This window comes from Streptomyces sp. HSG2 (assembly GCF_016598575.1).
In the GTDB taxonomy this organism is placed as follows: domain Bacteria; phylum Actinomycetota; class Actinomycetes; order Streptomycetales; family Streptomycetaceae; genus Streptomyces.
Window position 1 is genome coordinate 4,291,444 of record NZ_CP066801.1, and the last position, 24,451, is coordinate 4,315,894.

Annotated in this window: 22 protein-coding genes; 16 read left to right on the plus strand and 6 right to left on the minus strand. The window is 72.1% G+C overall.

The features are described 5' to 3' along the window. The first annotated feature begins 18 nt into the window (after positions 1 to 18). From sufD to dapD, 9 genes are all read left to right on the plus strand, one after another. On the plus strand, positions 19 to 1,236 hold the full coding sequence (gene sufD / locus JEK78_RS18550) for a Fe-S cluster assembly protein SufD (RefSeq protein ID WP_200261142.1): 1,218 nt from the start codon (positions 19 to 21) through the stop codon (positions 1,234 to 1,236). Further along, positions 1,233 to 1,550 carry a non-heme iron oxygenase ferredoxin subunit gene (locus JEK78_RS18555; RefSeq protein WP_200261144.1) on the plus strand — a complete coding sequence of 106 codons (318 nt, stop codon included), beginning with the start codon at positions 1,233 to 1,235 and terminating at the stop codon, positions 1,548 to 1,550. The genes sufD and JEK78_RS18555 overlap by 4 nt, the downstream gene beginning before the upstream one ends. A 7-nt stretch (positions 1,551 to 1,557) precedes the next feature. After that, positions 1,558 to 2,349, plus strand: a complete 792-nt coding sequence (gene sufC, locus JEK78_RS18560; RefSeq protein WP_200261146.1) for a Fe-S cluster assembly ATPase SufC — start codon at positions 1,558 to 1,560, stop codon at positions 2,347 to 2,349. Next, a complete protein-coding gene (locus tag JEK78_RS18565; RefSeq protein WP_200261148.1) occupies positions 2,346 to 3,602 on the plus strand; it encodes a cysteine desulfurase in 1,257 nt (418 codons plus the stop codon). Before sufC ends, JEK78_RS18565 begins: the two co-directional genes overlap by 4 nt. 16 nt (positions 3,603 to 3,618) lie before the next feature. Next, the gene (gene sufU / locus JEK78_RS18570) at positions 3,619 to 4,089 is read left to right on the plus strand and encodes a Fe-S cluster assembly sulfur transfer protein SufU (RefSeq protein ID WP_200261150.1); all 471 of its coding nucleotides are present in this window, start codon (positions 3,619 to 3,621) and stop codon (positions 4,087 to 4,089) included. After that, positions 4,086 to 4,418, plus strand: a complete 333-nt coding sequence (locus JEK78_RS18575; protein WP_200261152.1) for a metal-sulfur cluster assembly factor — start codon at positions 4,086 to 4,088, stop codon at positions 4,416 to 4,418. The genes sufU and JEK78_RS18575 overlap by 4 nt, the downstream gene beginning before the upstream one ends. A 94-nt stretch (positions 4,419 to 4,512) precedes the next feature. Continuing rightward, positions 4,513 to 4,833, plus strand: coding sequence for a multidrug efflux SMR transporter (locus JEK78_RS18580; protein ID WP_200261154.1), 321 nt, complete (start codon positions 4,513 to 4,515; stop codon positions 4,831 to 4,833). After that, positions 4,833 to 5,369: a TetR family transcriptional regulator gene (locus JEK78_RS18585; RefSeq protein ID WP_200261156.1), complete on the plus strand. Its 537-nt coding sequence runs from the start codon at positions 4,833 to 4,835 to the stop codon at positions 5,367 to 5,369. The genes JEK78_RS18580 and JEK78_RS18585 overlap by 1 nt, the downstream gene beginning before the upstream one ends. A gap of 123 nt (positions 5,370 to 5,492) precedes the next feature. Then, positions 5,493 to 6,482: a 2,3,4,5-tetrahydropyridine-2,6-dicarboxylate N-succinyltransferase gene (gene dapD / locus JEK78_RS18590; protein WP_200261158.1), complete on the plus strand. Its 990-nt coding sequence runs from the start codon at positions 5,493 to 5,495 to the stop codon at positions 6,480 to 6,482. 76 nt (positions 6,483 to 6,558) lie between these two features. On the opposite strand, the gene JEK78_RS18595 is transcribed toward dapD, so the two are convergent. From JEK78_RS18595 to JEK78_RS18605, 3 genes are all read right to left on the minus strand, one after another. After that, a complete protein-coding gene (locus JEK78_RS18595) occupies positions 6,559 to 7,566 on the minus strand; it encodes a TIGR00341 family protein (RefSeq protein ID WP_200261160.1) in 1,008 nt (335 codons plus the stop codon). Positions 7,567 to 7,668: 102 nt separating this feature from the next. Then, positions 7,669 to 8,526, minus strand: coding sequence for a 4-hydroxy-tetrahydrodipicolinate synthase (dapA, locus tag JEK78_RS18600; RefSeq protein WP_242483428.1), 858 nt, complete (start codon positions 8,524 to 8,526; stop codon positions 7,669 to 7,671). Between the two features lie 184 nt (positions 8,527 to 8,710). Further along, positions 8,711 to 10,537: an endonuclease/exonuclease/phosphatase family protein gene (locus JEK78_RS18605; RefSeq protein ID WP_200261164.1), complete on the minus strand. Its 1,827-nt coding sequence runs from the start codon at positions 10,535 to 10,537 to the stop codon at positions 8,711 to 8,713. 303 nt (positions 10,538 to 10,840) lie between these two features. On the opposite strand from JEK78_RS18605, the gene JEK78_RS18610 reads away from it, so the two are divergent. Further along, complete coding sequence (locus tag JEK78_RS18610) at positions 10,841 to 12,298, plus strand: hypothetical protein (RefSeq protein ID WP_200261166.1); 1,458 nt, start codon at positions 10,841 to 10,843, stop codon at positions 12,296 to 12,298. Between the two features lie 58 nt (positions 12,299 to 12,356). Here JEK78_RS18610 and JEK78_RS18615 read toward each other — a convergent pair whose 3' ends face one another. Continuing rightward, positions 12,357 to 13,520 (minus strand): TerD family protein, encoded by a 1,164-nt coding sequence (locus tag JEK78_RS18615; protein WP_200261169.1) that lies wholly within the window; start codon positions 13,518 to 13,520, stop codon positions 12,357 to 12,359. A gap of 314 nt (positions 13,521 to 13,834) precedes the next feature. Here JEK78_RS18615 and JEK78_RS18620 point away from each other — a divergent pair, with 314 nt between their 5' ends. Next, on the plus strand, positions 13,835 to 15,391 hold the full coding sequence (locus JEK78_RS18620; RefSeq protein ID WP_200261170.1) for an MFS transporter: 1,557 nt from the start codon (positions 13,835 to 13,837) through the stop codon (positions 15,389 to 15,391). A gap of 157 nt (positions 15,392 to 15,548) precedes the next feature. After that, positions 15,549 to 16,403 (plus strand): DUF4239 domain-containing protein, encoded by an 855-nt coding sequence (locus JEK78_RS18625; protein ID WP_200261172.1) that lies wholly within the window; start codon positions 15,549 to 15,551, stop codon positions 16,401 to 16,403. Between the two features lie 78 nt (positions 16,404 to 16,481). Here JEK78_RS18625 and JEK78_RS18630 read toward each other — a convergent pair whose 3' ends face one another. Next, on the minus strand, positions 16,482 to 17,123 hold the full coding sequence (locus JEK78_RS18630; protein ID WP_200261174.1) for a cyclase: 642 nt from the start codon (positions 17,121 to 17,123) through the stop codon (positions 16,482 to 16,484). Between the two features lie 404 nt (positions 17,124 to 17,527). On the opposite strand from JEK78_RS18630, the gene JEK78_RS18635 reads away from it, so the two are divergent. The 3 genes from JEK78_RS18635 to JEK78_RS18645 are packed head-to-tail and all read left to right on the plus strand — an operon-like array spanning position 17,528 to position 21,689. Beyond that, positions 17,528 to 19,564 (plus strand): right-handed parallel beta-helix repeat-containing protein, encoded by a 2,037-nt coding sequence (locus JEK78_RS18635; RefSeq protein WP_200264244.1) that lies wholly within the window; start codon positions 17,528 to 17,530, stop codon positions 19,562 to 19,564. Beyond that, positions 19,561 to 20,397: a cupredoxin domain-containing protein gene (locus tag JEK78_RS18640; RefSeq protein ID WP_242483135.1), complete on the plus strand. Its 837-nt coding sequence runs from the start codon at positions 19,561 to 19,563 to the stop codon at positions 20,395 to 20,397. The genes JEK78_RS18635 and JEK78_RS18640 overlap by 4 nt, the downstream gene beginning before the upstream one ends. Continuing rightward, positions 20,394 to 21,689 carry a hypothetical protein gene (locus tag JEK78_RS18645; protein ID WP_200261176.1) on the plus strand — a complete coding sequence of 432 codons (1,296 nt, stop codon included), beginning with the start codon at positions 20,394 to 20,396 and terminating at the stop codon, positions 21,687 to 21,689. The genes JEK78_RS18640 and JEK78_RS18645 overlap by 4 nt, the downstream gene beginning before the upstream one ends. 17 nt (positions 21,690 to 21,706) lie before the next feature. Here the strand turns inward: JEK78_RS18645 and JEK78_RS18650 are convergent, their stop codons facing one another. Then, positions 21,707 to 23,164, minus strand: coding sequence for a penicillin-binding protein 2 (locus JEK78_RS18650; RefSeq protein ID WP_200261178.1), 1,458 nt, complete (start codon positions 23,162 to 23,164; stop codon positions 21,707 to 21,709). 163 nt (positions 23,165 to 23,327) lie between these two features. Here JEK78_RS18650 and JEK78_RS18655 point away from each other — a divergent pair, with 163 nt between their 5' ends. Beyond that, entirely contained in the window at positions 23,328 to 24,377 is a 1,050-nt protein-coding gene (locus JEK78_RS18655; RefSeq protein ID WP_200261180.1) for an aminotransferase class V-fold PLP-dependent enzyme, read from the plus strand. Positions 24,378 to 24,451 lie beyond the last annotated feature (74 nt).

Consider the following 24,451-nt stretch of genomic DNA (forward strand, 5'->3'; position numbering starts at 1 on the left):
GCGAGCACCACGACAGCCATGGCCGAGGCCCAGACTCCCGCCATCTCCGGCTCCGCCGCCGGTGGAGCCCCACCGGTCGGCTCGACGACCGCGGGGGCGATCGCCGTCGCGGCGGAATCCACCGTCGCCACGCGCGCCAGCGCCCCGCCGTCCTACGACGTGGCCGACTTCCCGGTCCCGCACGGCCGTGAGGAGGAGTGGCGGTTCACCCCGCTGGAGCGGTTGCGCGGTCTGCACGACGGCACCGCCGCGGCCGACGGCTCCGGCGTCAAGGTCGTGATCGAGGCGCCCGAGGGGGTCCTCGTCGAGACGGTCGACCGATCCGACGCCCGGGTGGGCAGGGCCGGCACCCCCGTGGACCGCGTCGCCGCGCAGGCCTACACCTCCTTCGACCGGGCCACGGTCGTCACCGTTCCCAAGGAGACCGTCCTGACCGAACCGATCCGCGTCGCCGTGCACGGCGAGGGCGGGACGGCCTACGGTCACCAGGTGGTCGAGCTGGGGGCGTTCGCGGAGGCGGTCGTGGTGATCGACCACACCGGCGACGCGGTGCTTGCCGCCAACGTCGACTACGTCCTCGGTGACGGCGCCCGGCTGACCGTCGTCTCCGTGCAGGACTGGGACGACCGGGCCGTGCACGTCGGGCAGCACAACGCCCTCGTCGGGCGCGACGCGCGGTTCAAGTCGGTCGTCGTCACCTTCGGCGGGGATCTGGTCCGTCTCCATCCCCGGGTCGCCTACGCCGGTCCGGGCGGCGAGGCCGAACTGCTGGGCCTGTACTTCACCGACGCCGGCCAGCACCAGGAGCACCGCCTCCTGGTCGACCACAACGTCCCGCACTGCCGGTCCAACGTCGTCTACAAGGGCGCCCTGCAGGGGGACGACGCCCACGCCGTCTGGATCGGCGACGTGCTCATCGAGGCCGCCGCCGAGGGCACGGACACCTACGAGATGAATCGCAACCTCGTGCTGACCGACGGCGCCCGCGTCGACTCGGTACCCAACCTGGAGATCGAGACCGGCGAGATCGTCGGCGCCGGCCACGCCTCGGCCACCGGCCGTTTCGACGACGAACAGCTCTTCTACCTGATGGCCCGGGGAATCCCGGAGTTCGAGGCCCGCCGGCTGGTCGTCCGCGGCTTCTTCGCCGAGTTGGTCCAGCAGATCGGCCTGCCGGACCTGGAGGAGCGGTTGATCGCCAGGATCGAGCAGGAACTGGAGGCGTCGGTCGCATGACCTTCGTACGCGTCTGCGGAGCGGACGAACTCCCCGAGGACACCCCGAAGCGGGTCGAGGTCGACGGCACGCCCGTCTCCCTCGTGCGTACCGAGGGCGAGGTCTTCGCGATCCACGACATCTGCTCGCACGCGAACGTCTCCCTGTCCGAGGGCGAGGTCGACGACTGCCACATCGAGTGTTGGCTGCACGGTTCGCGGTTCGACCTGCGCTCCGGCAAGCCGGACGCCCTCCCGGCGACCCGACCCGTCCCCGTATACCCCGTAAAGATCGAAGGGGACGACGTGCTCGTCTCCGTCACCCAGGAGTCCTGAGGCACCCATGGCAACGCTTGAAATCCGAGACCTGCACGTCACCGTCGAGGCCGACAACGCCACGAAGGAGATCCTCAAGGGCGTCGACCTCACCGTGAAGCAGGGCGAGACGCACGCCATCATGGGCCCCAACGGCTCGGGCAAGTCCACGCTCGCCTACTCGCTGGCGGGTCACCCCAAGTACACCGTCACCGGCGGCAGCGTCACCCTCGACGGCGAGGACGTCCTGGAGATGTCCGTGGACGAGCGCGCCCGCGCCGGCGTCTTCCTCGCCATGCAGTACCCGGTGGAGGTCCCCGGGGTCTCCGTCTCCAACTTCCTGCGCACCTCCGCCACCGCCGTCCGAGGCGAGGCCCCCAAGCTCCGCACCTGGGTGAAGGAGGTCAAGGAGGCCATGGAGCGCCTGGACATGGACCCCTCCTTCGCCGAGCGCAACGTCAACGAGGGTTTCTCCGGCGGGGAGAAGAAGCGCCACGAGATCCTCCAGCTGGAGCTGATCAAGCCGAGGATCGCGATCCTGGACGAGACGGACTCCGGCCTGGACGTCGACGCCCTGCGCGTCGTCGCCGAGGGAGTCAACCGGGTCCGGGCGACCGGGGAGGTCGGCACCCTCCTGATCACGCACTACACCCGTATCCTGCGCTACATCAAGCCGGACCACGTCCACGTCTTCGCCCGGGGTCGGATCGCGGAGTCGGGCGGGCCCGAACTCGCCGACAAGCTGGAGGCGGAGGGCTACGAGGCCTACACCAAGGGCGGGACCGCGGGCGGGACGACCTCCGGGGAGGACGCCGCGTGACACAGCTGCCGGGCCTCCTCGACACCGAGACGATCCGCAAGGACTTCCCGATCCTGGATCGCCGGGTCCACGACGACAAGAAGCTCGTCTACCTCGACAACGCCGCCACCTCGCAGACCCCGCGCCAGGTCATCGACGCCGTCAGCGAGTACTACGAGCGGTACAACGCCAATGTCCACCGCGGCGTGCACGTGCTCGCGGAGGAGGCCACGGCGCTGTACGAGGGCGCTCGGGACAAGGTCGCGGAGTTCGTCAACGCCCCCAGCCGCGACGAGGTGATCTTCACCAAGAACGCCTCGGAGTCGCTCAACCTGGTGGCGAACATGCTGGGCTGGGCCGACGAGCCCTACCGGGTGGACTCCGACACGGAGATCGTCATCACGGAGATGGAGCACCACTCCAACATCGTGCCGTGGCAGTTGCTGGCCCAGCGGACCGGAGCGAGGCTGCGGTGGTTCGGGCTCACCGACGACGGCCGCCTGGACCTGGCCGACCTGGACCAGGTCATCACCGAGAAGACGAAGATCGTCTCCTTCGTCCTGGTCTCCAACATCCTGGGCACCCAGAACCCGGTCGAGGCGATCGTGCGGCGCGCCCAAGAGGTCGGTGCCCTGGTCTGTGTCGACGCCTCGCAGGCGGCTCCGCACATGCCGTTGGACGTGCAGGCGCTGGGCGCCGACTTCGTGGCCTTCACCGGCCACAAGATGTGCGGCCCGACGGGTATCGGCGTGCTCTGGGGGCGCCAGGAACTGCTGGAGGACCTCCCCCCGTTCCTGGGCGGCGGCGAGATGATCGAGACGGTCTCGATGCACTCCTCGACCTACGCCCCGGCGCCCCACAAGTTCGAGGCCGGTACCCCGCCGGTCGCGCAGGCCGTCGGCCTCGGCGCGGCCGTCGACTACCTGCGCTCCGTGGGTATGGACAAGATCCTCGCCCATGAACACGCCCTCACCGAGTACGCGGTGGAACGCCTGACCGCTATCCCGGACCTGCGCGTCATCGGCCCCGCCACGGCCGAGGAACGCGGGGCCGCGATCTCCTTCACCCTGGGTGACATCCACCCGCACGACGTGGGGCAGGTGCTCGACGAGCAGGGCATCGCCGTGCGGGTCGGGCACCACTGCGCTCGCCCGGTCTGCCTGCGCTACGGAATTCCCGCGACCACCCGGGCGTCGTTCTATCTGTACTCCACACCGGCGGAGATCGACGCCTTGGTCGACGGCCTGGAGCACGTACGGAACTTCTTCGGCTGACGGGACGAGCGATCGTATGAAACTGGATTCCCTGTACCAGGACGTCATCCTGGACCACTACAAGAATCCGCACGGGCGCGGGCTCCGGGAGGGCGACGCGGAGGTGCACCACACCAACCCCACGTGTGGTGACGAGATCACCCTCAGGGTCAGGTACGACGGCACCACGGTGGCCGACGTCTCCTACGAGGGGCAGGGCTGCTCGATCAGTCAGGCCTCCGCCTCCGTGCTCAACGAGCTGCTGGTCGGCAAGGACCTCGCCGCGGCACGGCGGATCCAGGAGACCTTCCTGGAACTGATGCAGTCCAAGGGCCGGGTAGAACCCGACGAGGCGATGGAGGGCGTGCTGGAGGACGCGGTGGCCTTCGCCGGGGTCTCCAAGTACCCCGCGCGGGTGAAGTGCGCCCTGCTCAGCTGGATGGCCTGGAAGGACGCGACGGCCCAGGCGCTCGACGAGGGCGCCGGAGCCGAGAAGGAGACGACATGAGCGAGACCGTCGAGATGAAGCCCGCCTCGGAGGAAGAGGTACGCGAGGCGCTGATGGACGTCGTCGACCCGGAACTGGGTATCGACGTCGTCAACCTGGGTCTGATCTACGGCATCCACGTGGACGACGCGAACATCGCGACCATCGACATGACCCTCACCTCGGCGGCCTGTCCGCTGACGGACGTGATCGAGGACCAGGCCAAGTCCGTCACGGACGGGCTGGTCGGCGAGTTGCGGATCAACTGGGTCTGGATGCCGCCGTGGGGCCCCGACAAGATCACCGATGATGGTCGGGAGCAGTTGCGGGCGTTGGGCTTCAACGTCTGACCCGAGTCGGCACACCGCGAGGCGGCACGCGACGGCAGTCGCGGTGCCGCCTTTCGGCGTCTCCGGGGAAGCGACGTTGTGTACGCTCGTACACATGGGATATCTGCTCCTTGCCGGAGCCATCGCCGCAGAGGTCGCCGCCACCACCGCGATGAAGTACAGCGAGGGTTTCACCCGACTGATCCCCTCCCTGCTGACAGCGCTGGGGTACGTCGTCTCCTTCACCCTGCTCGCGCAGACCCTCCGCACCATCGCGGTGGGCACGGCGTACGCGATCTGGGCCGGGGTGGGCACGGCGGCCATCGCCACGATCGGTGTCCTCTTCCTCGGCGAGGGCATGACCGTCGCCAAGGCCGCCGGCATCGCGCTGATCATCCTCGGCGTGGTGGTCCTGAATCTGGGCGGAGCGCACTGATGGCCCGCCGCCACGATCCGGGGCGCCGCCGACGGATCATCGACGCCGCGATCACGGTGGTCGGCTCCAAGGGCATCGCCGGCCTCAGCCACCGCACCGTCGCCGCCGAGGCGGACGTGCCCCTGGGTTCGACGACCTACCACTTCCGCACCCTCGACGACCTGTTGGTGGCCGCTCTCCGGCAGGCCAACGAGGGGTTCGCGAGGGTCGTCGCCGATCACCCCGAAGTGGGCGACCCGGACCGGGACCTCGCCGACGAGCTGGCCCGGCTCCTCGGCGACTGGCTCGGCGGGGAGCGGCAGGGCGTGGAACTGGAGTACGAGCTGTACCTGGCCGCCCTGCGTCGCCCCGCGCTCCGCCCCGTCGCCGCCGAGTGGTGCGAGGCGGTCGCCGAGCCGATCGCCCGGCGGACCGACCCGACGACCGCGCGGGCGCTCGTGGCGTTCATGGACGGTGTCTGCCTCCAGGTGCTGCTGACCGACACGCCCTACGACCACGCGTACGTCCGCGAGATGCTCGCCCGCCTGATCGGCTGACGACCCCTCCGGGCGCTCCCTGCCCGTGCTGTTCGCTTCCGGTGCCGGGACGTGCCCGACGAGTGGGGACGGCGGGCACGGCCCGGTTCGCCCCCGGCTGCCCCCTCCCGCTAGGTTTCCCTCATGACCGACACCAACGCTTCCCGCACCACCGGCGCCGTGGCCTCCGGCCTCGCCACCGTCGCCGCCGACGGCACCGTCCTGGACACCTGGTTCCCCGCCCCCCGGCTCGTCGAAGAGCCGGGGCCCTCCGGCACCGAGCGGCTCTCCGCCGAGCGGGCGGTCGAGGAACTCGGCGAGGACGCGTCCGCCGCCGTCGGGCCGGACCCCCGTCGGGGTGTCGAGGTGGTCGCGGTCCGCACGGTCGTCTCCTCGCTTGACGCCAAGCCCGTCGACGCCCACGACGTGTACCTGCGTCTGCATCTGCTCTCCCACCGGCTGGTGCGACCGCACGGTCAGAACCTGGACGGGATCTTCGCCCACCTGGCCAACGTCGCGTGGACCTCGCTGGGTCCCGTCGCCGTCGACGACATCGAGAAGGTGCGCCTGCGTGCGCGCGCCGCGGGATCGCACCTTCAGGTCACCTCGGTCGACAAGTTCCCGCGCATGACCGACTACGTCCTCCCCTCGGGTGTCCGGGTCGCCGACGCCGACCGGGTCCGGCTCGGCGCGCACCTCGGCGAGGGCACGACCGTGATGCACGAGGGCTTCGTCAATTTCAACGCCGGCACCCTGGGGACCTCCATGGTGGAGGGGCGAATCTCCGCCGGGGTCGTGGTCGGCGACGGTTCCGACATCGGCGGCGGAGCGTCCACGATGGGAACCCTCTCCGGCGGCGGCAACGTGCGCATCAGTGTGGGGGAGCGGTGTCTGATCGGCGCGGAGGCCGGCGTGGGCATCGCGCTCGGCGACGAGTGCGTCGTCGAGGCCGGGCTCTATGTGACGGCCGGCACCCGGGTCACCCTGCCGGACGGTCAGATCGTCAAGGCCCGTGAGCTGTCCGGAGTGTCGCACATCCTCTACCGCCGCAACTCGGTCAGCGGCACTGTCGAGGCGCGTCCGAACAACGCGGTGTGGGGCGGCCTCAACGACATCCTGCACTCGCACAACTGACCCCGAGGCGCTTCGCCGCCCCGTCGCATACCCCCGGCGCGGCGGAGCGCCGCCGCCCCGCCGCGCGAGCCGGCTCTCAGCGGCCGACGGTCCCCACGTCCACGCGCTGGCCGCGTGAGGAGTCCACCACGACGGGGATGCCGGTGGGGACCTGCCCCTCCAGGCTGTCCAGAAGCGGCTGGAGCGGCGGCAGGTCGCCCGGGGTGCGGACGTGGATGTACATGGTGCGGGACTGCGCGTCCACGCTCGTGACCGTGGACCCGGGGGCACCGTCCTCGGCCAGCCACTGCTCCGCCGCGTCCTTGGCCCGGCCCGTCCAGAGGTCGATGAGCAGTGTGGTCACGGTGTTGCCCGCCAGGGGCACGAACACGACGGCGAACAACAGCGCCATGGCGGCGTACGTCCTCCGGGCCGGCCCGCCCGCCGCCCGGTCGGTCCCGGAGCCGTATCCGAGGGAGGCGAAGACCACCATGCCCCCGAAGACCAGCGCGAACAGGTTGGACACGAAGAGGACCAGCGAGCCCAGCGCCAGCCACCCCGACAGTTGGCCCAGGCACACTCCGGTGACCACGAGCGGTGGTACGAGCGAGATGGCGATGGCGACACCCGGCAACACCGCGGCGACGTCCCGCCGGGCGAGGGCGACGGCACCGGCGAAACCCGTGGCCAGAGCAGCGATCAGGTCCATCAGCCCCGGTGACGTCCGGGAGGAGATCTGACTGTTGTCCAGCAGGGAGTAGTCGCTGGGCAGGGCCATCGAGAAGAAGGCCCCGGCGGCGATCACGAGCAGGCAGGCGAAGAAGACGATCGGCGCCGACCTCGTTCGGCGCCGCTGCACGGACCCCAGCGCGATGCCCATGATCGGCGTGGACAGCGGAGCGATGATCATTGCCCCGATCACCGTGGCGGTGGAGTCGGTGAGCACCCCACCGGAGGCGATGACGGACGACAGCAGCAGCATCGTCCAGAACGCCGAGCGCTTGGACCCGGTGTCCCCGGACGACAGGTCCAGGTCGTCGGTCAACTCGTCCAGGGAGCGGCGCTGGGAGGACGGGAGGACCAGGGCGCGCAGGCGACTCGACATGCGCACCAAACAATCACGAACGGGATCGCGCCGTCGTTCGGGACACGGGGAATCGCCTCGGGGCGCCGGGGATCGGCGGCGGCCTCCAGACACCTCCCGGGGTCACGCCTGCGGGGCCACCAGCCGTTCGTACGCCTCGCGGAGCGCCGCGGCGGTCTTCGCGTCCGCCGACCGCAGGGGTGGGCGCACGCGGCCCGCGGGCAGCCCGAGGTCGCCGAGGAGGGCCTTGGCGGTGACGGCGCCGGGCAGGCCCGAGGCCGTCACGAGCTCGACGAGTTCGGAGAGCCCGAGCTGTCGGCGGGCCGCCTCGGCGGTGTCGCCTCTCGCGTAGGCGTCCAGGATCGCGCGGACGTGTCGGGGCACCACATTGGCAGCGGTGGAGACGTAGCCCGTCCCTCCGGTCGCGAGGGTCGGCAGCACGTGCTCCTCGCTGCCCGCGTAGAAGGCCAGGTCCGTCCGGGCCCGTACGCGTTGGGTGCCGAGGGCGTCGTAGGAGCAGTCCTTGACGGCGACGATCCGCGGGTGTTCGGCCAGTCGGACCATCGTGTCGGGCGTGACCCGGACACCCGTTCGGCCAGGGATGTCGTAGAGCATGACTGGAAGTCCGGAGGCGTCGGCGACGTCCCGGAAGTGCGCCTCCACCGCCTCGCGGGGCGGCAGGCTGTAGTACGGGGCGACGACGAGGATCCCGTCGGCCCCGGACTTCTCGGCGGCCTTGGTCAGTTCCACCGTGCGGACGGTGTCGGCGGTGCCTACTCCGGCCACCAGCGGCACTCCGTCACCGACGGCCGACCGCACGGCGGCGATCAGCGCGGACTTCTCCGCGTCCGTGGTCGTCGGCGACTCACCGGTCGTCCCCGAGAGGACCAGGCCGTCGCAGCCGCCCTCCACCAGTCGGACGGCCAGGCTCGCGGCGCCGTCCCGGTCCAGGGCGCCCGAGGCGGTGAACGGCGTGACCATGGCGCACAGGGCGCGGCCGAAGGGGGCGGGTGGGACGAGCGAAGATCGTTTCGTGTTCACCGGCGCAGTATCCCCCGACGTCTGTACGGGGTCCATCCGCGGGGAGATCGGCCGGGCGACGACGTGACCGTGCCTCGCGGGTCCGACCGGAGCGGACCCGCGAGGCACGGTGGGGGAGCGACCGTCAGGGACGGAACCGCACGACCTGCGGGTCGTGGTCGCTGATCTGGTCGTGGAACTCGGCGTTGATGTGCACGCTGTCGTAGGAGAGGCCGGAACCCCGACGGATCGAGGGGCTGACCAGGATCTGGTCGAGCACCTGGCTGTTGCCCTGGTACACGTACGAGTAGCGGTCGCCGCGCGGCAGCGACTTCACCGCGGACCACAGCGCGCCGTCGGCCTCCAGCAGCCGCGCGGTCTCGGAGAACTCGAAGTCGTTGATGTCACCGAGGACGACCACGTCCGCGTGCTTGTCGACGGCGAGGATCTCCTTGACGAAGGCGTTGACCGACGTCGCCTGCAGGTGGCGCTGCTCCTCCGAGTCGCGCGCCGGCGGCTGGTACTGCGAGCTGAGCGCCTGGTCGCCGCCCTTGGAGGCGAAGTGGTTCCCGACCACGAAGACCGTGCGGCCGCGGAAGACGAACTCGCCCGCCAGCGGCTTTCGGCTGCTCTCCCAGGCGGCGTTCTCCGGGTCCACCCGGCCCGGGGAGGCCGTCAGCGCGGCACCGCCCGGCACCTTCGTCACGCCGGTCGCGGTCGTGGCGTCGCCGCCCGGACGGTCCGTGAAGGAGACGCGGTCCGGGTTGAACAGGAACACGGTGCGTATGTTCCCGCCCGGCTGGCCGCCGTCCGCCTTGTCGGCCGGGTCGATGCCGCGCCAGTCGTACCGGGGGCCGCCGGCCGCCACGATCGCGTCGATCAGCGCGCCGACGGTCTCGTCCGCTGCCACGGTGCCGTCGTCGGTGGAGCCGCTGTTGTCCTGGATCTCCTCCAGGGACACGATGTCGGGCGCGGCGAGGTTCTCGACGATCGCCTCGGCGTGGGCGGCGAAGGTGTCGTCCGAGGGGTCGAGGTTCTCGACGTTGTACGTCGCCACGGCCAGTTCGCCGGAGCGCTGGGCCCGGGTGGTCTCCCGCTCCAGGCCCCCGTCCTCGATCTCCCCCAGGTCGTTGGCGACCAGCGTGTAGCCGCCGTACTGGCTGTAGTCCAGCGGCCCGGAGGTGGTGCCGGCGAGCCGGTCGCCGACGTTGGCGTCGGGGAAGTCGGCGGAGGAGGCGAGGGACTGGATCTGCAGCCGGCCGCCGTTCTGCGAGGAGTAGGAGCCGTAGACGGTGCCGCCGCGACGGTTGTCGTGTTGCCGCGGCTTCACCGTGACCCAGAGTTCGCTGTAGGGGTCGGTGGCGCCCACCACCCGGGCGTCGTCGACCCGGACGACCATGCCCTCCAGGGACTCGTAGTAGTCGAGGGCGTAGGACTCGGGGCGCAGCGTCAGCCCGTTGATCGAGCCGCCCTCGGCTTCGTCTCCCTCGGGGGCGTAGGCGGCGGGCACCGAGCGGCCCCCGACCTTCACGGCTTCGGGGAGTTCGTTCCCGGTCGACACGACGGTGGCCGTCGCCTTGGTGATCTCGGTCAGCGACTGGTTCCCGGACGAGGTCCCGCCCGGGACGTACTCCGTCACGGTGCCGGAGACGGTGACCTCGTCGCCGAGGGAGACCGTCGGGGTGGACCCGGTGTAGACGAAGACACCCTCACTGGTGGCCGGATCGGAGTCCGGTCGCGGGTCCTGTATCCAAAAGCCCCGGGAGGAGCCGTAGACGCGGACGCCGGTGACGATTCCGGCCACGTCGGTGACCTGTTGTCCGGCGTAGGGGGAGAGCCGGGTGGTGCCCTGGATGTCGTGGATGCGCGGGGCGTCGTCGGCGTGCGCGGGAGAGACGGCGACGACGGTGGACGCGCAGCAGACGGCGGCGACGGTGAGCGCGGCGAGGCGCGCGGACGACTTGCTCGGCAACGGTATCCCTCCGGGGACCTGGCGGAGCGCCGGGACAGGGGCGGGCGTGGGAGCCGCGCCTCGATGGGTTGGGGGAGAGGGGGGTTCCCGCGCGCGTCGCGAACGAGCGCGGGGACGCCCCCTGACTTCTACGCGCGTCAATCTCCTGTGCGTCCCCGTCGGTTGTCAAGGTTTCGGCCATGTCCGGGAGACCGCCGGGAGATGAACCGGGCGGCATGGGTCGAAACCCGGCTAGGCTGAGGGGTTGAGTCGTACGGCGTCCGAGGCCGGCGGCGGTCGAGGCGCACCGAGGAGAATCAGCCGATGTCAGACAGCTCCACCCTGCCGCCCGCGCGGCTGCGTCCCGAAGCGGAGCTGGCCGGAGAGGCCCTGTCCGCGCCGCTGCTCGCCCGCGCCGCGCGCCTGGCCCGCTGGGCCGGGCCGGACACCCGGGTGGGGGCGGGCGGGGAACTCGTGGACGAGTTGCTCGCCGCCGCCGCCGAGGAACTGGCGCCGGTGGGCGAGAACGCCGAGTTCTCCGCCGGTGAGGCCTGGGACGTCGCGGTGGCCACCGGACTCGTCGAGATCGTCGACGAGGAAGAGGGGACGGTGGCGGCCGGCGCCGACCTCGCCCTGCTCACCGCGGGCTCGCCGCGGGACGTGCTGGAGGTGTGGCTCACCGCCCTGGACGCCGTGATCGCCGACGCGGGCGCCCCCGATCTCGGGGAGTTGGTGGACGCCGTGGCCGAGGCGGGGGGCGGGGAGGAGATCGACCTGTCCTCGCTCGACTGGGACCCCGACGCGGAGGCCGACTTCCTCGACGCGATCCTCGCCAACCTCTACCTGATCACCGTAGGCGAGGACGCCCCGGAGGGCCTCGCGGTGCCGCTGCCCGCCCTCGCGGCCTCCGTCCTCGTCCCCGACGACATGCCGGAGCCGAGCGACGAGGTCCTGGAGCGGGTGTCGCAGGCCATGGTCCGGCTCGACGAGCAGTTCCGCCTGCTGGAACCGGTCGGGCTGGTGGCCTACCACCCCGTCGACGAGGCGCTGCTCGCCGACGTGACGGACGAGACCCCGGCGCCGGCCGAGGAGGCGGAGGCGCCGGTGGACGATTCCGACGTCACCCGCTATGGCATGGTGCGCCTCACCCCGCTCGGACTGTTCGGGCTGCGTGCCCGGCTGCGGGAGGCGGGCTTCGACGCCCCGGCGGTCGGCGAACTCGCGGACAAGGACGCCGCCGCGCTGCTGGACGGCACCGCGCGGTTCCCCTCCGGCGCCGCTCAGGCCGAGACCGAGCGCTGGCTCGCGGACCGGGAGCCCCGTGGCGCGGCGGGCGAACTGCTCGCGGCGGCTCGCGGGGCGGACCCCGCCGCGCCGCTGCGTCGGCTCCGCTGCCAACAGGCGCTGTCGCTCGTCGGGGCGGAGGCCGAGCCCGCGCTCCGCGAGGTCCTCGACGATCCCGAACTGGGTGGTCTCGCCCGGGTGTGGCTCACCGAGCGTGACGCGGCGGACGTGCCCCCGCCGTCGCAGGACATGGTCTTCTGGCTGACCGTCGACACCCTGGCCGCGCAGCTGGCGGCCGAAGGCGAGTCCGAGGAACTCCGGGCCTTGGTCGAGGGGCTGGCCGGTCGGCACAGCGGCTTCTTCGAGACCGTCTGGCGTGTGGACCACCCTGCCACCGCCGACGTCCTGGAGACCGTGGGCCGCCTCCACCCGGACAAGAGAATCGCCAAGGACGCGCGGAAGGCGGCCTTCCGGGCCCGGTCCCGACGAGGCGAATGACGATTCCGTCGGGGGCGGCGACGGCCGCCCGTCGTCCGCCCCCGACGTCGCCCGCTCTCTACAGGGCCTGGGCCGCCGGCTTCACCATCCCCCGCACGGTGCGCGCCTTGACGAAGTCGCCCATCGCGGTCATCTCCCACTCGCCGGAGTACTGGCGGATCAGCTTCGCCATCATCACGCCCGTCTGCGGTTCGGCACCGGTCAGGTCGAACCGCACCAACTCCTCGCCGGTGACGCCGTCCAGCAGGCGGCAGTAGGCCTTGGCGACCTGGGTGAACTTCTGGCCGGAGAAGGAGTTGACGGTGAAGACCAGACCGGTCACGTCCTGGGGCAGCCGACCGAGGTCGACGGTGATCACCTCGTCGTCGCCGCCGCCCTCGCCGGTCAGGTTGTCGCCGGAGTGCCGGATCGCGCCGCCGACGATCTGGAGCTTGCCGAAGTAGCAGCTGTCGACGTGGTCGCGGCGCGGGCCGTAGGCGATCACGGACGCGTCCAGGTCGATGTCCTTGCCGCGGTGGGCCGGTTCCCAACCGAGGCCCATCATGACGGAGGAGAGCACCGGCCGGCCGCCCTTCACGAGCGAGACCGTCTGGTTCTTCCGCAGGCTCACCCTGCCCTTGTCCAGATTGATCTTCCCGGAGCCCGCCGTGGGCGCCTGTGTGGCCGGCGGTGTCGCGGGCGGGGCGGGAGCGGCCACCGGCGGCGCCGCGGCCGGCGCCGGGGTGGCCGGCTCCTCCACCGAGACGCCGAAGTCCGTGGCGATCCCGGCCAGACCGTCGGCGTATCCCTGACCGACGGCACGCGCCTTCCACGCCCCCTGGCGCCGGTAGATCTCCATGACCACCAGGGCCGTCTCCGTGCCGAGACGCGGGGGAGTGAAGGTGGCCAGGGCGCCGCCGGAGTCGGCGTCGCGCAGGGTGGCCGTGGGTTCGATGCCCTGGAAGGTCTGCCCGGCCGCGTCCGGGCTCGCCGTGACGACGATCTTCTCGATGGCAGCGGGCACGGCGTCGGTGTCGATCGAGATCGAGTCCGGTGTGGCTCCGCCACCGGAACGGTGGCTCACCCCCGGCCCGGTGGGCTGGTTGTAGAACACGAAGTCGTCGTCGGATCGGACCTTGCCGTCCGCGCCGAGCAGCAGGCCCGACACGTCGAGCCGCACCGGGGCGGCGACGTCCACCGTCACGCGGGGGGCGGGGAGGGGGATGTTCGAGCCGGGGGTCATAGCTGTCATGCCAGGTGAACGAGCCGACCCGGTGAGCCGTTCCCGTCCGGTGGCCCCGTGGTGCGGGCAGGAGGCGCGCCCGGCACGACGGGCGGGTCGGACGGCCCCCGACCGCCGCCTCCCATCCGGCCCGCGGACGCTTTGGCGGCTCCACCGCATGGGGTAGCTCCGGTGGTTCGCCGGTGAGGTGCGGGGGCGGGGCCGGCCGACTCGCCTAGGGTCCGGTGGACGGCGGCGCCCGTGACCGGCACGCGCCCTGGGGTGTCGGCGCGGCGGCGGGACCGGGACCGGGACCGGAGGACGGAGGCTTGGGCATGGCGGGCCGCACAGCCCCTGGCGAGGACGCCGCGCCACGGCGCGGTCAGGCCCTGCTGGGAATCTGTCTCTCCGCCGCGCTGGTGTGGGTGTCCTTCGCCGACTTCGCCGTCATCATTCCGACCCTCGCCGGCGAGTTGGCCGTCACCCTGCCGCAACTGCAGGTCGCCAACAACGTCTTCGGACTCACCGCCGGCGTCTTCGTGCTGGCGGGAGGGCGGCTCTGCGACGCCTACGGTCGGCGCCGCATGCTGGAACTCGGGCTCGTCGCGCTCGGCCTGGCCTCGCTCCTGGGGTTCGTTGTTCCGGGGTACGCCGGGTTGGTGGCGAGTCGCGCGCTGATGGGCTGCGCGTCCGCGTTCGTACTCCCCGCCACGCTCTCGCTCATTCCGTCGATCTTCTCGGGGCGGGAGCAATCCCTGGCGTTCGGCGCGTGGATGGGTACCACGTGGACCGGACAGGCGGGCGCGCCCGCCATCGGCGGTCTGCTGGCGGACCTGCTGGGCTGGCGATCGGTGTTCTGGGTGACGGCGCCGCTGGCCGCGGTGGCGTGGTGGCTGGTCCGGCGGGGCGTGCTGCGGGAGTCCCGCGATCCGGGCGTGTCCCGACACGTGGATCTCGTCGGGCTGCTGACCAGCGGACTCGCCTTCTTCTGCCTGATCTACGGCTGTTCCCTGGTCCAGGATCTGGGGTTCACCGACCCGGTGACGCTGGCCCTGCTGGGCGCGGCCTTGGTGTTCGGCGTGGTCTTCGTCCTGTCTCAACGGGTCGTGGCCGAACCGCTGATGGATCTGGTCCTGTTCTCGTATCCGGCCTTCCGCGGCTCGTTGACGGCCAACGGTGTGATGAACGCGGTCTTCACCGGGGTCGCGTTCCTGCTCGCGCTGTACCTCCAGGACGTGCTCGGGTACTCGGTGCTCGGGGCCGGACTGCTGCTGCTGCCCCCCACCGTGACGATCCTTCTGTTCATCCCGGTCGGCGGGTGGATCGAGTCCAGGATCGGTCCGAGAGCCCCGGTGGCGTGGGGACTGGTGCTGCTCGGAGCGGGCATCCTGATCACCGGGTGGCTCGGCCGCGGGGCCGGCCTGGTCGTCGTCCTCGTCGGGCAGTCGGTGGCCGGTACGGGACTGGGCATGCTCTCCGTCCCCATGTCCCGGGCGCTGGTCGCCGGCGCGCCCGCCCGGCTGGCGGGCAGTGCGTCGGGGGTGTTCAAGGAGTCCAGCATGCTCGGCGGCGCCTTCGGCGTGGCGGTCTTCGCGGCCGTCCAACGCTACTTCGAGGACGACGAAGCGGTGGACGTGGCCATGGCCGCGGGGTTGTCGGAAGAGGACGCGCTCACCCTGGCGAACTCGGCCGTCGACTCGGCGTTGGCCGACCGGTTGCTGTCCACGCTGCCGCCTGCCACGCGGGATGTCGTCGTCGCCGCGATGGTCGAGGCCCACGAGGCCGCCACCGGCAAGGCGATCTGGCTCGCGGGCCTGGTGGCGGTGGCCTCGGCGGGCGTGGTGGCGCTGCTCTGGCGTCCCTACCGTCGGCCGTCGGGGCCCTCCCGGTGACGCGCGGCGGTGCCGGTGGGCGGTCCCCCGACGACGCCCCGGGGATCCGGCGCGGTGCGCCGCGCGCGAACTCGGACGGCCCGAGCGCGAACACCGGGTTCGGGGAGGGGCGGGCGCGTGGCCTCCTTCCGCGATTCGCCCAGGGAAGGCGAGACCGATGACACAGACCCTGGTCCAGGCCCTTCCCCTGTGGGCGCTGCGGTTGCTGGTCCTGGCCGTGGTGGTGGCCGCGGCCCTGGCGATGCTCGCCGTGGTCCGCCGGGTGACGCCGCCTCCGACCGGCCGTCCGGCCGAGGGCCTGCGCCCGACCAACCAGGTCGTCGCGGGCCTCCTCGGGGTGGTCGGCATGGTGTACGCGCTGCTCAGCGGGTTCACCATCTTCAACCAATGGGAGGTGTACATCTCCCTGCGAAACGATGTGCGGTTGGAGGTGTCGGCGCTGAACGCCCTGGCCTCCGGCAGCCACGTGCTCGGCGCCGACGACCAGGCGCGGGTGGTCGGCGCTGTGGAGGACTACGCGCGCGCCGTCGTCGCCGAGTGGCCGGCGCTGGCTCGGGGGGACGAGAGCCTGGCGGCCGAGAACAGCTACGACGAGTTGCTCGACACCGTCGAGGGCGTGCGGGGGGAGACCTCCCAGGAGGACGCCTTCCTGGACACGGCCATGGCGCTGCTCGCCCAGGTCGCCGAGCGGCACAGTCTCTACGTCCAACTCGCCGAGCAGGGGCATCTGGAGGACCCGGTGTGGTTCGCCCTGTTGGTCGCCGGGGCGATGACGCTCCTGTTCTGCTGCCTCTTCCTGTCCGACCGTCCCCGGCTGCACCTGGTGATGGTCGTCGGGGTGGCCGTGGTCGTCGCGACGAGCCTGGTGCTCGTCGTCCAACTCGACAATCCCCTCTCCAGCGGGTTGGAGCTGGGCCCCTCCAGCCACGAGCAGCTCATCTCGGACCTGGCCGAGAGCCGGGGGGCGGCGGCCCCCGAGGGGTCCGACCCCGGGGGCCGTGCGGTCGGGTGACCGGGGAACGCGTCGCCCCGGGGCCCGACGGCGTCCGCCCGGTCGTCGTCGTGGGGCCGCGGCCGGGCGGACCCGGGGTCAGTCGATCCGGGTCGAGCTGAGCACCGGGCTGGGCGCGGGGTAGCAGGACGTCGGGACGTCGGCCTCGAAGAACAGGATGGGCACCCGAGCCGTGAAGGTGAGGCCCGGACTGCTGTACGAGGATCCGGCGAGCCGGGTGGTGACCGTGCCACCGGAGTCTCCCGCGACCAGGTCCAGCGTCAGGGTGGGGAGCGTGAACGTGCTCCCCCCGTTGATCGGCCCGGGGACGGTCATGACGATCTGGTCCCCGCTGATCGCCACGCTCGGGGTGCCGGATCCGGTCCCGGACCCGCCCGACAGGCGGTGGCCGGTGACGGTCGCGTCGGAGGGCAGATCGGCCCGGAGCTTTATCTCCTTGATCGACTTGATGGTGTAGCCGTTCAGCGATCCGGGGACGGTGATCGGCGCGGGGGACAGGGCGATGTCGAAGGCCTCGCCGGAGGCGACGCTCTCGGGTGCCTCGGCGGCGACACCGGCGTCGAGGTCGAAGGTCTGTGCCGAGATGACGGGGGGCTTCGCCTGGCAGTCGAGAGCCAGGGGGGTGTCGGCGGCGACGCCGGGCGACGCCGACAGTCCGACGAGCGCCAGGCAGCCGACGGCCGTCACGGAGAGACGCGGCAGCAGGGATGCGGATCTCATTCCATCTCCTCGCGGTGGTGGTACGGGACAGTGCCGAACAGGGAGCGGTCGGGCCGTCCGGGGCCGTCGGGTCGGCGGGGGAGTGCGACGGTCGGCGGAGTCGCCGTCGGACGCCGGGGCGTGACGGGGCATCGGGCGGCCTTCATTTGCATGGGCATGTCAGCACGTTCCGTCGATGAAGTACAGGCTCGTGGACGGGTGGCCCCGGGACGGCGCACACCTGGCGCACCGTAGGTCCCTCGTGTCCGAGGAGTCGCGCGCCGGGGGCGGGGAGGGGGACGCGTGGAACGGTGTGGCCTCGCCCGGGCGTACGCGGGTGCGGGCCGTGGGGGCGCGTAGCCGGAACGTGACCGTTATTGGGCTGTCCGGCTCGGCCCGGTGCGGCTACGTTCCCAGCGATGATGATGACATGGACACGCCGTTCCCTCGCCCTTCTCGCCCTGCTGCTGGCGGCGGTGCTGGCCGGTATTCCCGCCGCGTCGGCGCACGAGGAGCGCGAGGTCGGCTTCCCCGACGGCACCGGCAGCGTGCCCGAGTACCGGGAAGGCGAGCCCGACCTGGTGGTGTGCAAGACGGACAAGGCCGCCTTCGAACAGCGCGTCGCCAAGTTCCCCGAGGAACTGCGCGCCCGCAACCTCGCGCTCTACGAGAGATGCGCCCGGGAGGGGTTTCGCCACATCCAGCAGGCCGTGGACGCGGTGGACCGCCCCGGGATGTCGATCGCCGTGCTGCCGGGTCGCTACGAGGAGGAGCCCTCGCAGCCGGAGCCCACCGGGGCCTGCGCCCGACTGGACGCTCCCCGCGCCTCGCTCGGCTACCAGGTGCTGACGTTCGATCAACAGAAGCGGTGCCCGCACAACCAGAACCTCGTCGCGATCCTGGGCAAACGCGACCTGCAGATCGAGGGCACCGGAGCGGACCCGCTCGACGTCGTCGTGGACGCGGGATACCGGAAGCTGAACGCCGTGCGGGCCGACTCCTCCGACGGCGTCTACTTCCGCAACTTCACCGCCCAGCGGACCACGTTCAACTCCCTCTACGTTCTGGCGACCGACGGGTTCGTCATCGATCGGGTCCTCACCCGATGGAACGACGAGTACGGCTTTCTGACCTTCGCCAGCGACCACGGCCTCTACCGGGACTGCGAGTCCTACGGCAACGGGGACTCGGGCATCTACCCCGGCAGCGCCTCCGACATCAACGACGGTCGGGGCTACGAGGTGCCGCGCTACTCCATCGAGATCACCGGTTGTCGCAGCCATCACAACCTGCTGGGCTACTCCGGCACCGCCGGAGACTCGGTGTGGGCCCACGACAACGAGTTCGACCACAACATGGCCGGCGCCTCCATGGACAGCGTCTTCCCCGGCCATCCCGGACTCCCCCAGAACCACGCTCGGTTCGAACGCAACCTCATCCACGACAACAACGAGGACTACTACCACCACATCGCCGACGGCACCTGCGCCAAGCCGCCCGCCGAACGAGGCTACGAACAGGGGGTGGTCTGCCCCCAGACGTCGGTCCCACCGGGCACCGGTGTCATGATCGCCGGCGGCAACTGGAACCTCTTCGAGGACAACTGGGTGTACGGGAACGACCGTACCGGCTTCCACCTCAACGCGGTCCCCGCCTTCATCCGCGGCGACGAGACCTGGTCCAAGCAGACCGACACATCCCACCACAACCGCTTCCACGGCAACCGGCTCGGGATCACCGAGGACGGCGCCGCCCGCCCCAACGGCACCGACTTCTGGTGGGACGGCCAGGGCCGAGGCAACTGCTGGCAGGAGACCGAAGGCGGCAGCGACCCCCACACCCTGCCCCGGTGCGGGGACCGGCCCGGCTCGCTCTCCGGTGGATCCCACCGTCTTCTCGGCGAGCCGGTGAAGACCGCTCAGCTCCTGGTCTGCTCCGACTACAGCGCCGGGGCACGGCGACTGCCCGCCGGCTGCGACTGGTACGGGGCACGCGGCTTCGAACGGGTGGAGGTGCAGATCGCCTTGGGGGCCGCCGCCGTGCTCGGCCTCGTGGGCGGGGTGTTGTGGTGGCGGAGGCTTCGCGAGCACCGTTGGGCCACCCTGGCCGCGGCGGCGGGCGCTCTCGGGCTCGCCCTCGACGTCGCGGGGGAGACGATCCCCCTGTCGACGACACTCGTCCCGCCCCTCGCCCTGTTGTTGATCGGAGCCTGGTGGACCGTGACGGGACTCGCCCTGCGGCGGCGGAGCCCGGGCTTCGGCTGGACGACCACCGCGCTCGGACTGCTGACCCTCCTCGACGCCTTCGACCAGGCCGTCGTGATGCTCCCCTGGACTCCGGTGAGCCCGGCCTGGATGCGCGGTCTGCTCGGCCTGGTCTGGGTGGTCTGGGCGGTCGCCGCGGCGGCTCGACGACCGGCCGCCGTCACCGAGGCCCCCACCCCGGCGCGGAGCGCGACGTGACGGTCCGGCGGGCGGCGCTCGCCCGCCGGACGATGGCGTGCGCGGCGACGATCGGGACCCTCGCCGCGCTCTGCGTGTCCTGCGTCGACCGCCCCGAGACTCACCACCCCGAGGGCACCGGCCACCAGGTGGCCACCGGCCGGGTCGGGACCCTGTTGCCCGCGGAGGACGGCGACGGCGGCGGGACGTTGCGCCAGGTGCCGGAGGACCAGGCCCCGGGCGTGGAGCTGACGGTGCGCCCCGACGCCGTGGACGGGTGGACCGTGACCCTGGACGTCACCCGGTTCCGTTTCACGCCCGACAGTGTCGGAGGCGCGGCCGTCCTGGGGGCCGGCCACGCCCATCTGCTGGTCGACGGGGAGAAGGTGGCCCGCCTGTACGGGCGGTGGCACCACCTGCCCGAACGGGACGTCCCGCCCGGCGCCCGGACCCTCACCGCACGACTCGTGGCCGACGACCACACCGCGTGGGCGGTGCGAGGTCGGCCCGTGGAGGACAGCACCCCCCTGCCCGGGGCGGCCGAGGGCGACACCCGCCCGAGGGACCCCACGCCCTCGGGCGAGCCGGCGGCCGAGCGAACGTTGGAGATCACCGTCACGGACGGCCGGGTCACGCCGGCGCCCGGGCGCGTGGACCTGCGCAGGGGCCGGACGCTCACGCTGCGCGTCACCAGCGACACCGACGACGAACTCCACGTCCACGGGATGGACCGGTCCGTTCCGTTGACCGCGGGACGTGCCGCAAGCCTCCGGGTGACGCCGGAGCGGACCGGACTGTTCGAGGTGGAGACCCACCGCTCCCGGCTGGTGTTGACCCAGCTCGCGGTCCGATGACCCTCGCGGCACGGCTGGCACACGGAGTCGGCTCCCGGCACGACCTGCCCGTGTCCGCGTTCCACGCCTACGCCGGCGCGTTCGCCGCGCTCCTCTTCTCCTTCCTGGCGTTGGGACTCCTCTGGCCCGAGTCCCGGTACCGCGGCGATCACCCGGGCCGCCCACTCCCGGCCGCGCTGGGGAGGGCGGCCGACTCCGCGGTGCTCCGCCGCTTGCTGCGGGCGGCGGGGCTCCTCGCCGCCGCCGCCGTCCTGCTCCACCTGTGGTTCGGAGCCGGCGACCCCGACCGCAACCCGGCTCCCGGTGCCGTCTACGTGCTGCTCTGGTGCGGACTGATCCCGGCCTCCCTGCTCCTGGGCCCGGTCTGGAGCCTCCTCAACCCGCTGCGCACGCTGCACGCCCTGGCCTGCCGAATCCTGCGCCGGCCGGGTGAGGGAGCCCGTCCCGACCTGGCCCGTAGGCTGGGCCACTGGCCCGCCGCGGCCGGCCTGCTGGTCTTCACCTGGCTCGAACTCGCCTCGCCGGACCCGACCTCCCCCCTCGTGCTGTCCACCTTCCTGTTGGGATACGCGGCCGTGCAGCTGACCGGAGCGGCCGTCTGCGGGCGTGGCTGGTTCGAGCGGTGCGACGCGTTCGAGGTGTACTCGGCGCTCCTCGGCAGGCTGTCCCCGCTCGGCCGCGCGCCGAACGGACGGCTCGTCCTGCGCGGCCCGCTCCACCGGCTCGCCGGCACGCCGCCGGTCCCCGGACTGGTCGCCGCGGTCTGCGTCCTGTTGGGAGGAACCATGTACGACGGTGTCTCGGGGACGCCGTCCTGGACGGCCGCCCTCCAGACCTCCCCGCTGGGCCGCACCGGCACGGCCACTGTCGGCCTGCTGGCCACGACGGCGGGCGTCGCCCTGCTCTACCTCGCCGCGGCCGGGGCCGTCGGATTGATCGCCGGCCCCGTGGCGCGGCCGGTCGCGGCGTTCGCGCACTCGCTGGTGCCCATCGTCGCCGGGTACCTCGTCGCCCACTACTTCACCCTGCTGACCACCGAGGGCCCCCGCACCGTGGCCTTGGCCTTCGGCGGCGACGGCGGGTCGGCCGCCCCCGACCCGCCGTTGTCGCCCGGAGGGGTCGCGACGCTTCAGGTCACCGCCGTCGTCCTGGGGCACGTGCTCGGGGTCGTGGCCGCGCACGACCGGGCCGTGCGGTCGCTCCCGCCGTCGCGCGCGGTCGCCGGCGGTGTCCCCCTGCTGATGGCCATGGTCTGCTACACGCTCGGCGGCATCCGGCTCCTCGTCGCCTGAGCCCCGGCCCGTCCTCGTCAGTCGGCGAGAGCCGCTTCCATCATCGCCTTGGCCACCGGGGCGGCCAAGCCGTTCCCGCTGACCTCCGAGCGCGCGGCGTCCGACTGCTCGACCAGGACCGCCACGGCCACGCGCTCGCCCGTGTCGTCGGACTCCGCGTAGGAGGTGAACCACGCGTAGGGCGTCTCGCTGTTGTTCTCGCCGTGCTGGGCCGTGCCGGTCTTGCCGCCGACCGTCGCGCCGGCGATCCGCGCGTTGCCGCCGGTGCCCTCCTCGACCACGGTGCGCATGGCCGAGGCCAGTTGGTCGGCGGTGTCGGCGCTCATGATCCGCCGGCTGTCGGCCGACGCGTCCAGGTCCTCCAGGACGTCGCCGCCGCCGTCGGTGACCTGCGACACCACGTGCGGCGAGACCAGTTCGCCCCCGTTGGCGATGGCCGCCGACACCATGGCCATCTGCAGCGGCGTCGCCGTGACGTCGAACTGCCCGATGCCGGAGAGCGCGGTCTGCGGGCGGTCCATGTCCTGGGGGTAGACGCTCGGGTAGGCGCGGATCGGGATGTCCTGCTCCTCGTCGTCGAAGCCGAACTTCTCGGCGGTCTCGCGGACGGCGTCCTGGCCCAGATCCACGGCCATCTTGGCGAACACGTTGTTGCAGGAGTACTGGAGGGCGGTCCGGATGGTGGCGTTCTCGCAGGGCGCCGCCGGGTTCTCGTTGCTCAGCACGCGCTCGGTGTCGGGCAGGGTGTACGGATCCGGGCTGTCCGTGGGGTCGTCCACCGAGGAGTACAGCCCGTTCTCCAGCGCCGAGGCGGCGACCACGAGTTTGAACGTGGACCCGGGCGGCAGCGGCCGGCGCAGGGCGCGGTTGGCGAGTGGCTCGGCCTCGTCGTCGGTGAGCGCCTGCCACGCCGCGGGCGCGGTATCGGCGCCGGTCAGGGTGCCGGGGTCGTACGACGGGGTGGAGACCACGGCGAGGATCCTTCCGGTCTCGGGGTCGATCGCCACGGCGGCGCCCTTCTTGTCGCCCAGGGCGTCGAACCCCGCCCGCTGCACGGCCGGGTCGATCGTGGTGACCACGTTGCCCGGCTCGGCCCGCTGGCCGGTGATCGTGTCCAGCACGGTTCGCAACCGCGGATCGGTGCCGTTGAGGATGTCCTGGTAGATGCCCTCCAGCTGGGTCGGCGCGTAGGACTGCGAGGCGTAGCCGGTCACCGCCGCGTACAGCTCGCCGTCCTGGTAGGTCCGCTGGTAGGCGAGGTCTCCGCCGTCCGTCCGGGCCGAACCGGTGATCGACTCGCCGGCCACGATGATGTTTCCGAGCGGCTCCGCGTACGTCCTGATCGCGTTGCGTCGGTTCTCCGTGTCGTCCGCGAGCGCCTGGGCCTCGTAGAACTGCACCCAGGTCGCCCTGATCAGCAGGGCGAACACCATGAGCAGGGCGAAGACCGAGACGTGCCTGATCGTCTTGTTCATCTTCCGGAAGGGACGAGCGGGGCGGGCGAAACGTTCCCTCATCACCGGTGACATCCTCATTTCTCATGTTCCGCTCACGAAACGACGGGCTCGTCCGACCCGCTGTCGTCCGCGCCCCGCACACGTGATGGACGGGCCCGCGCGCGTACCGCAGAGTGGTGCCATGGAGACCTTCCGGAACCTCGTGCGTGCCGAATTCGCCCCGGCGAACACCTACCTGAACACCGCCGGAGCCGGGCTGCCGCCGGCGCGCGCGGTTTCGGCGGTGACACGGACGGCGGCGTCCGCCGCAACCGGCCGCTTCCCCGACTTGCTCCCGGACGTCGAGGCCGGTCGGGCCGCCTTCGCCCGGATCGTCGGGGTCCACGCCGACCGGGTCGCGGTGGGGTCGTCCGTCGCCGTCTACAGCGGCCTCGTCGCCACCTCCCTGGCGCCCGGGAGCGAGGTCCTCACGGCGGAGGGCGACTTCAGCTCCCTGGTCAACCCCTTCCACGTGCGCGGCGACCTCACGGTCCGGTCGGTGCCCCTGGAGCGGCTCGCCGAGTCGGTCGGTCCGCGGACGGGTCTCGTCGCCGTCAGCTCCGTGCAGTCCCTCGACGGACGGCTCGTCGATCTGCCGGGCCTGCGCGACGCGGCGCGCGCCCACGGCGCGCGGCTGCTCGTCGACGTCTCGCAGTCCGCGGGGTGGCTGCCGATCCCGGCGGACGACGTGGACTACCTGGTGGCTGTCGCCTACAAGTGGCTGTTCTGCCCACGAGGCGTCGCCTTCCTCGTCACCCCGGCGGACCTCGGCGGACTGGTGCCGGTCTTCGCCGGCTGGGCCTCCGGGGAGGACATAGGGGCCGGCTCCTACGACCGGGTCGATCCGCTCGCCCGGTCCGCTCGCCGCTTCGACGGCAGTCCGGCGCTGCTCCCCCACACCGGGGCCCGGCCCGCGCTGGAACTGGTGGAGGAACTCGGGGTGGACACCGTGCGGGCCCACGACATCGGCCTGGCCGACCGCTTCCGGTCGGGGCTGGCCTCGCTGGGACACGAGCCGGTGCCCGCCCCCGGCTCGGCGATCGTCTCCGTGCCCGGACTGGGGCACCGGCGAGGCGAGCTGAGCCGCGCGGGAGTGGAGGTCGCCGACCGAAAGGGACACCTCCGCGCGGCGTTCCACGTGTACAACACGGCGGCCGACGTCGACCGGCTCCTGGACGTCCTCTTCGGATGACCCGTGCCCGGCGCCGCGCGCCGCGGCGACGGAACACGCCGGCGGGCCGGCGCTCCCCGTCCCACGGAGGAACG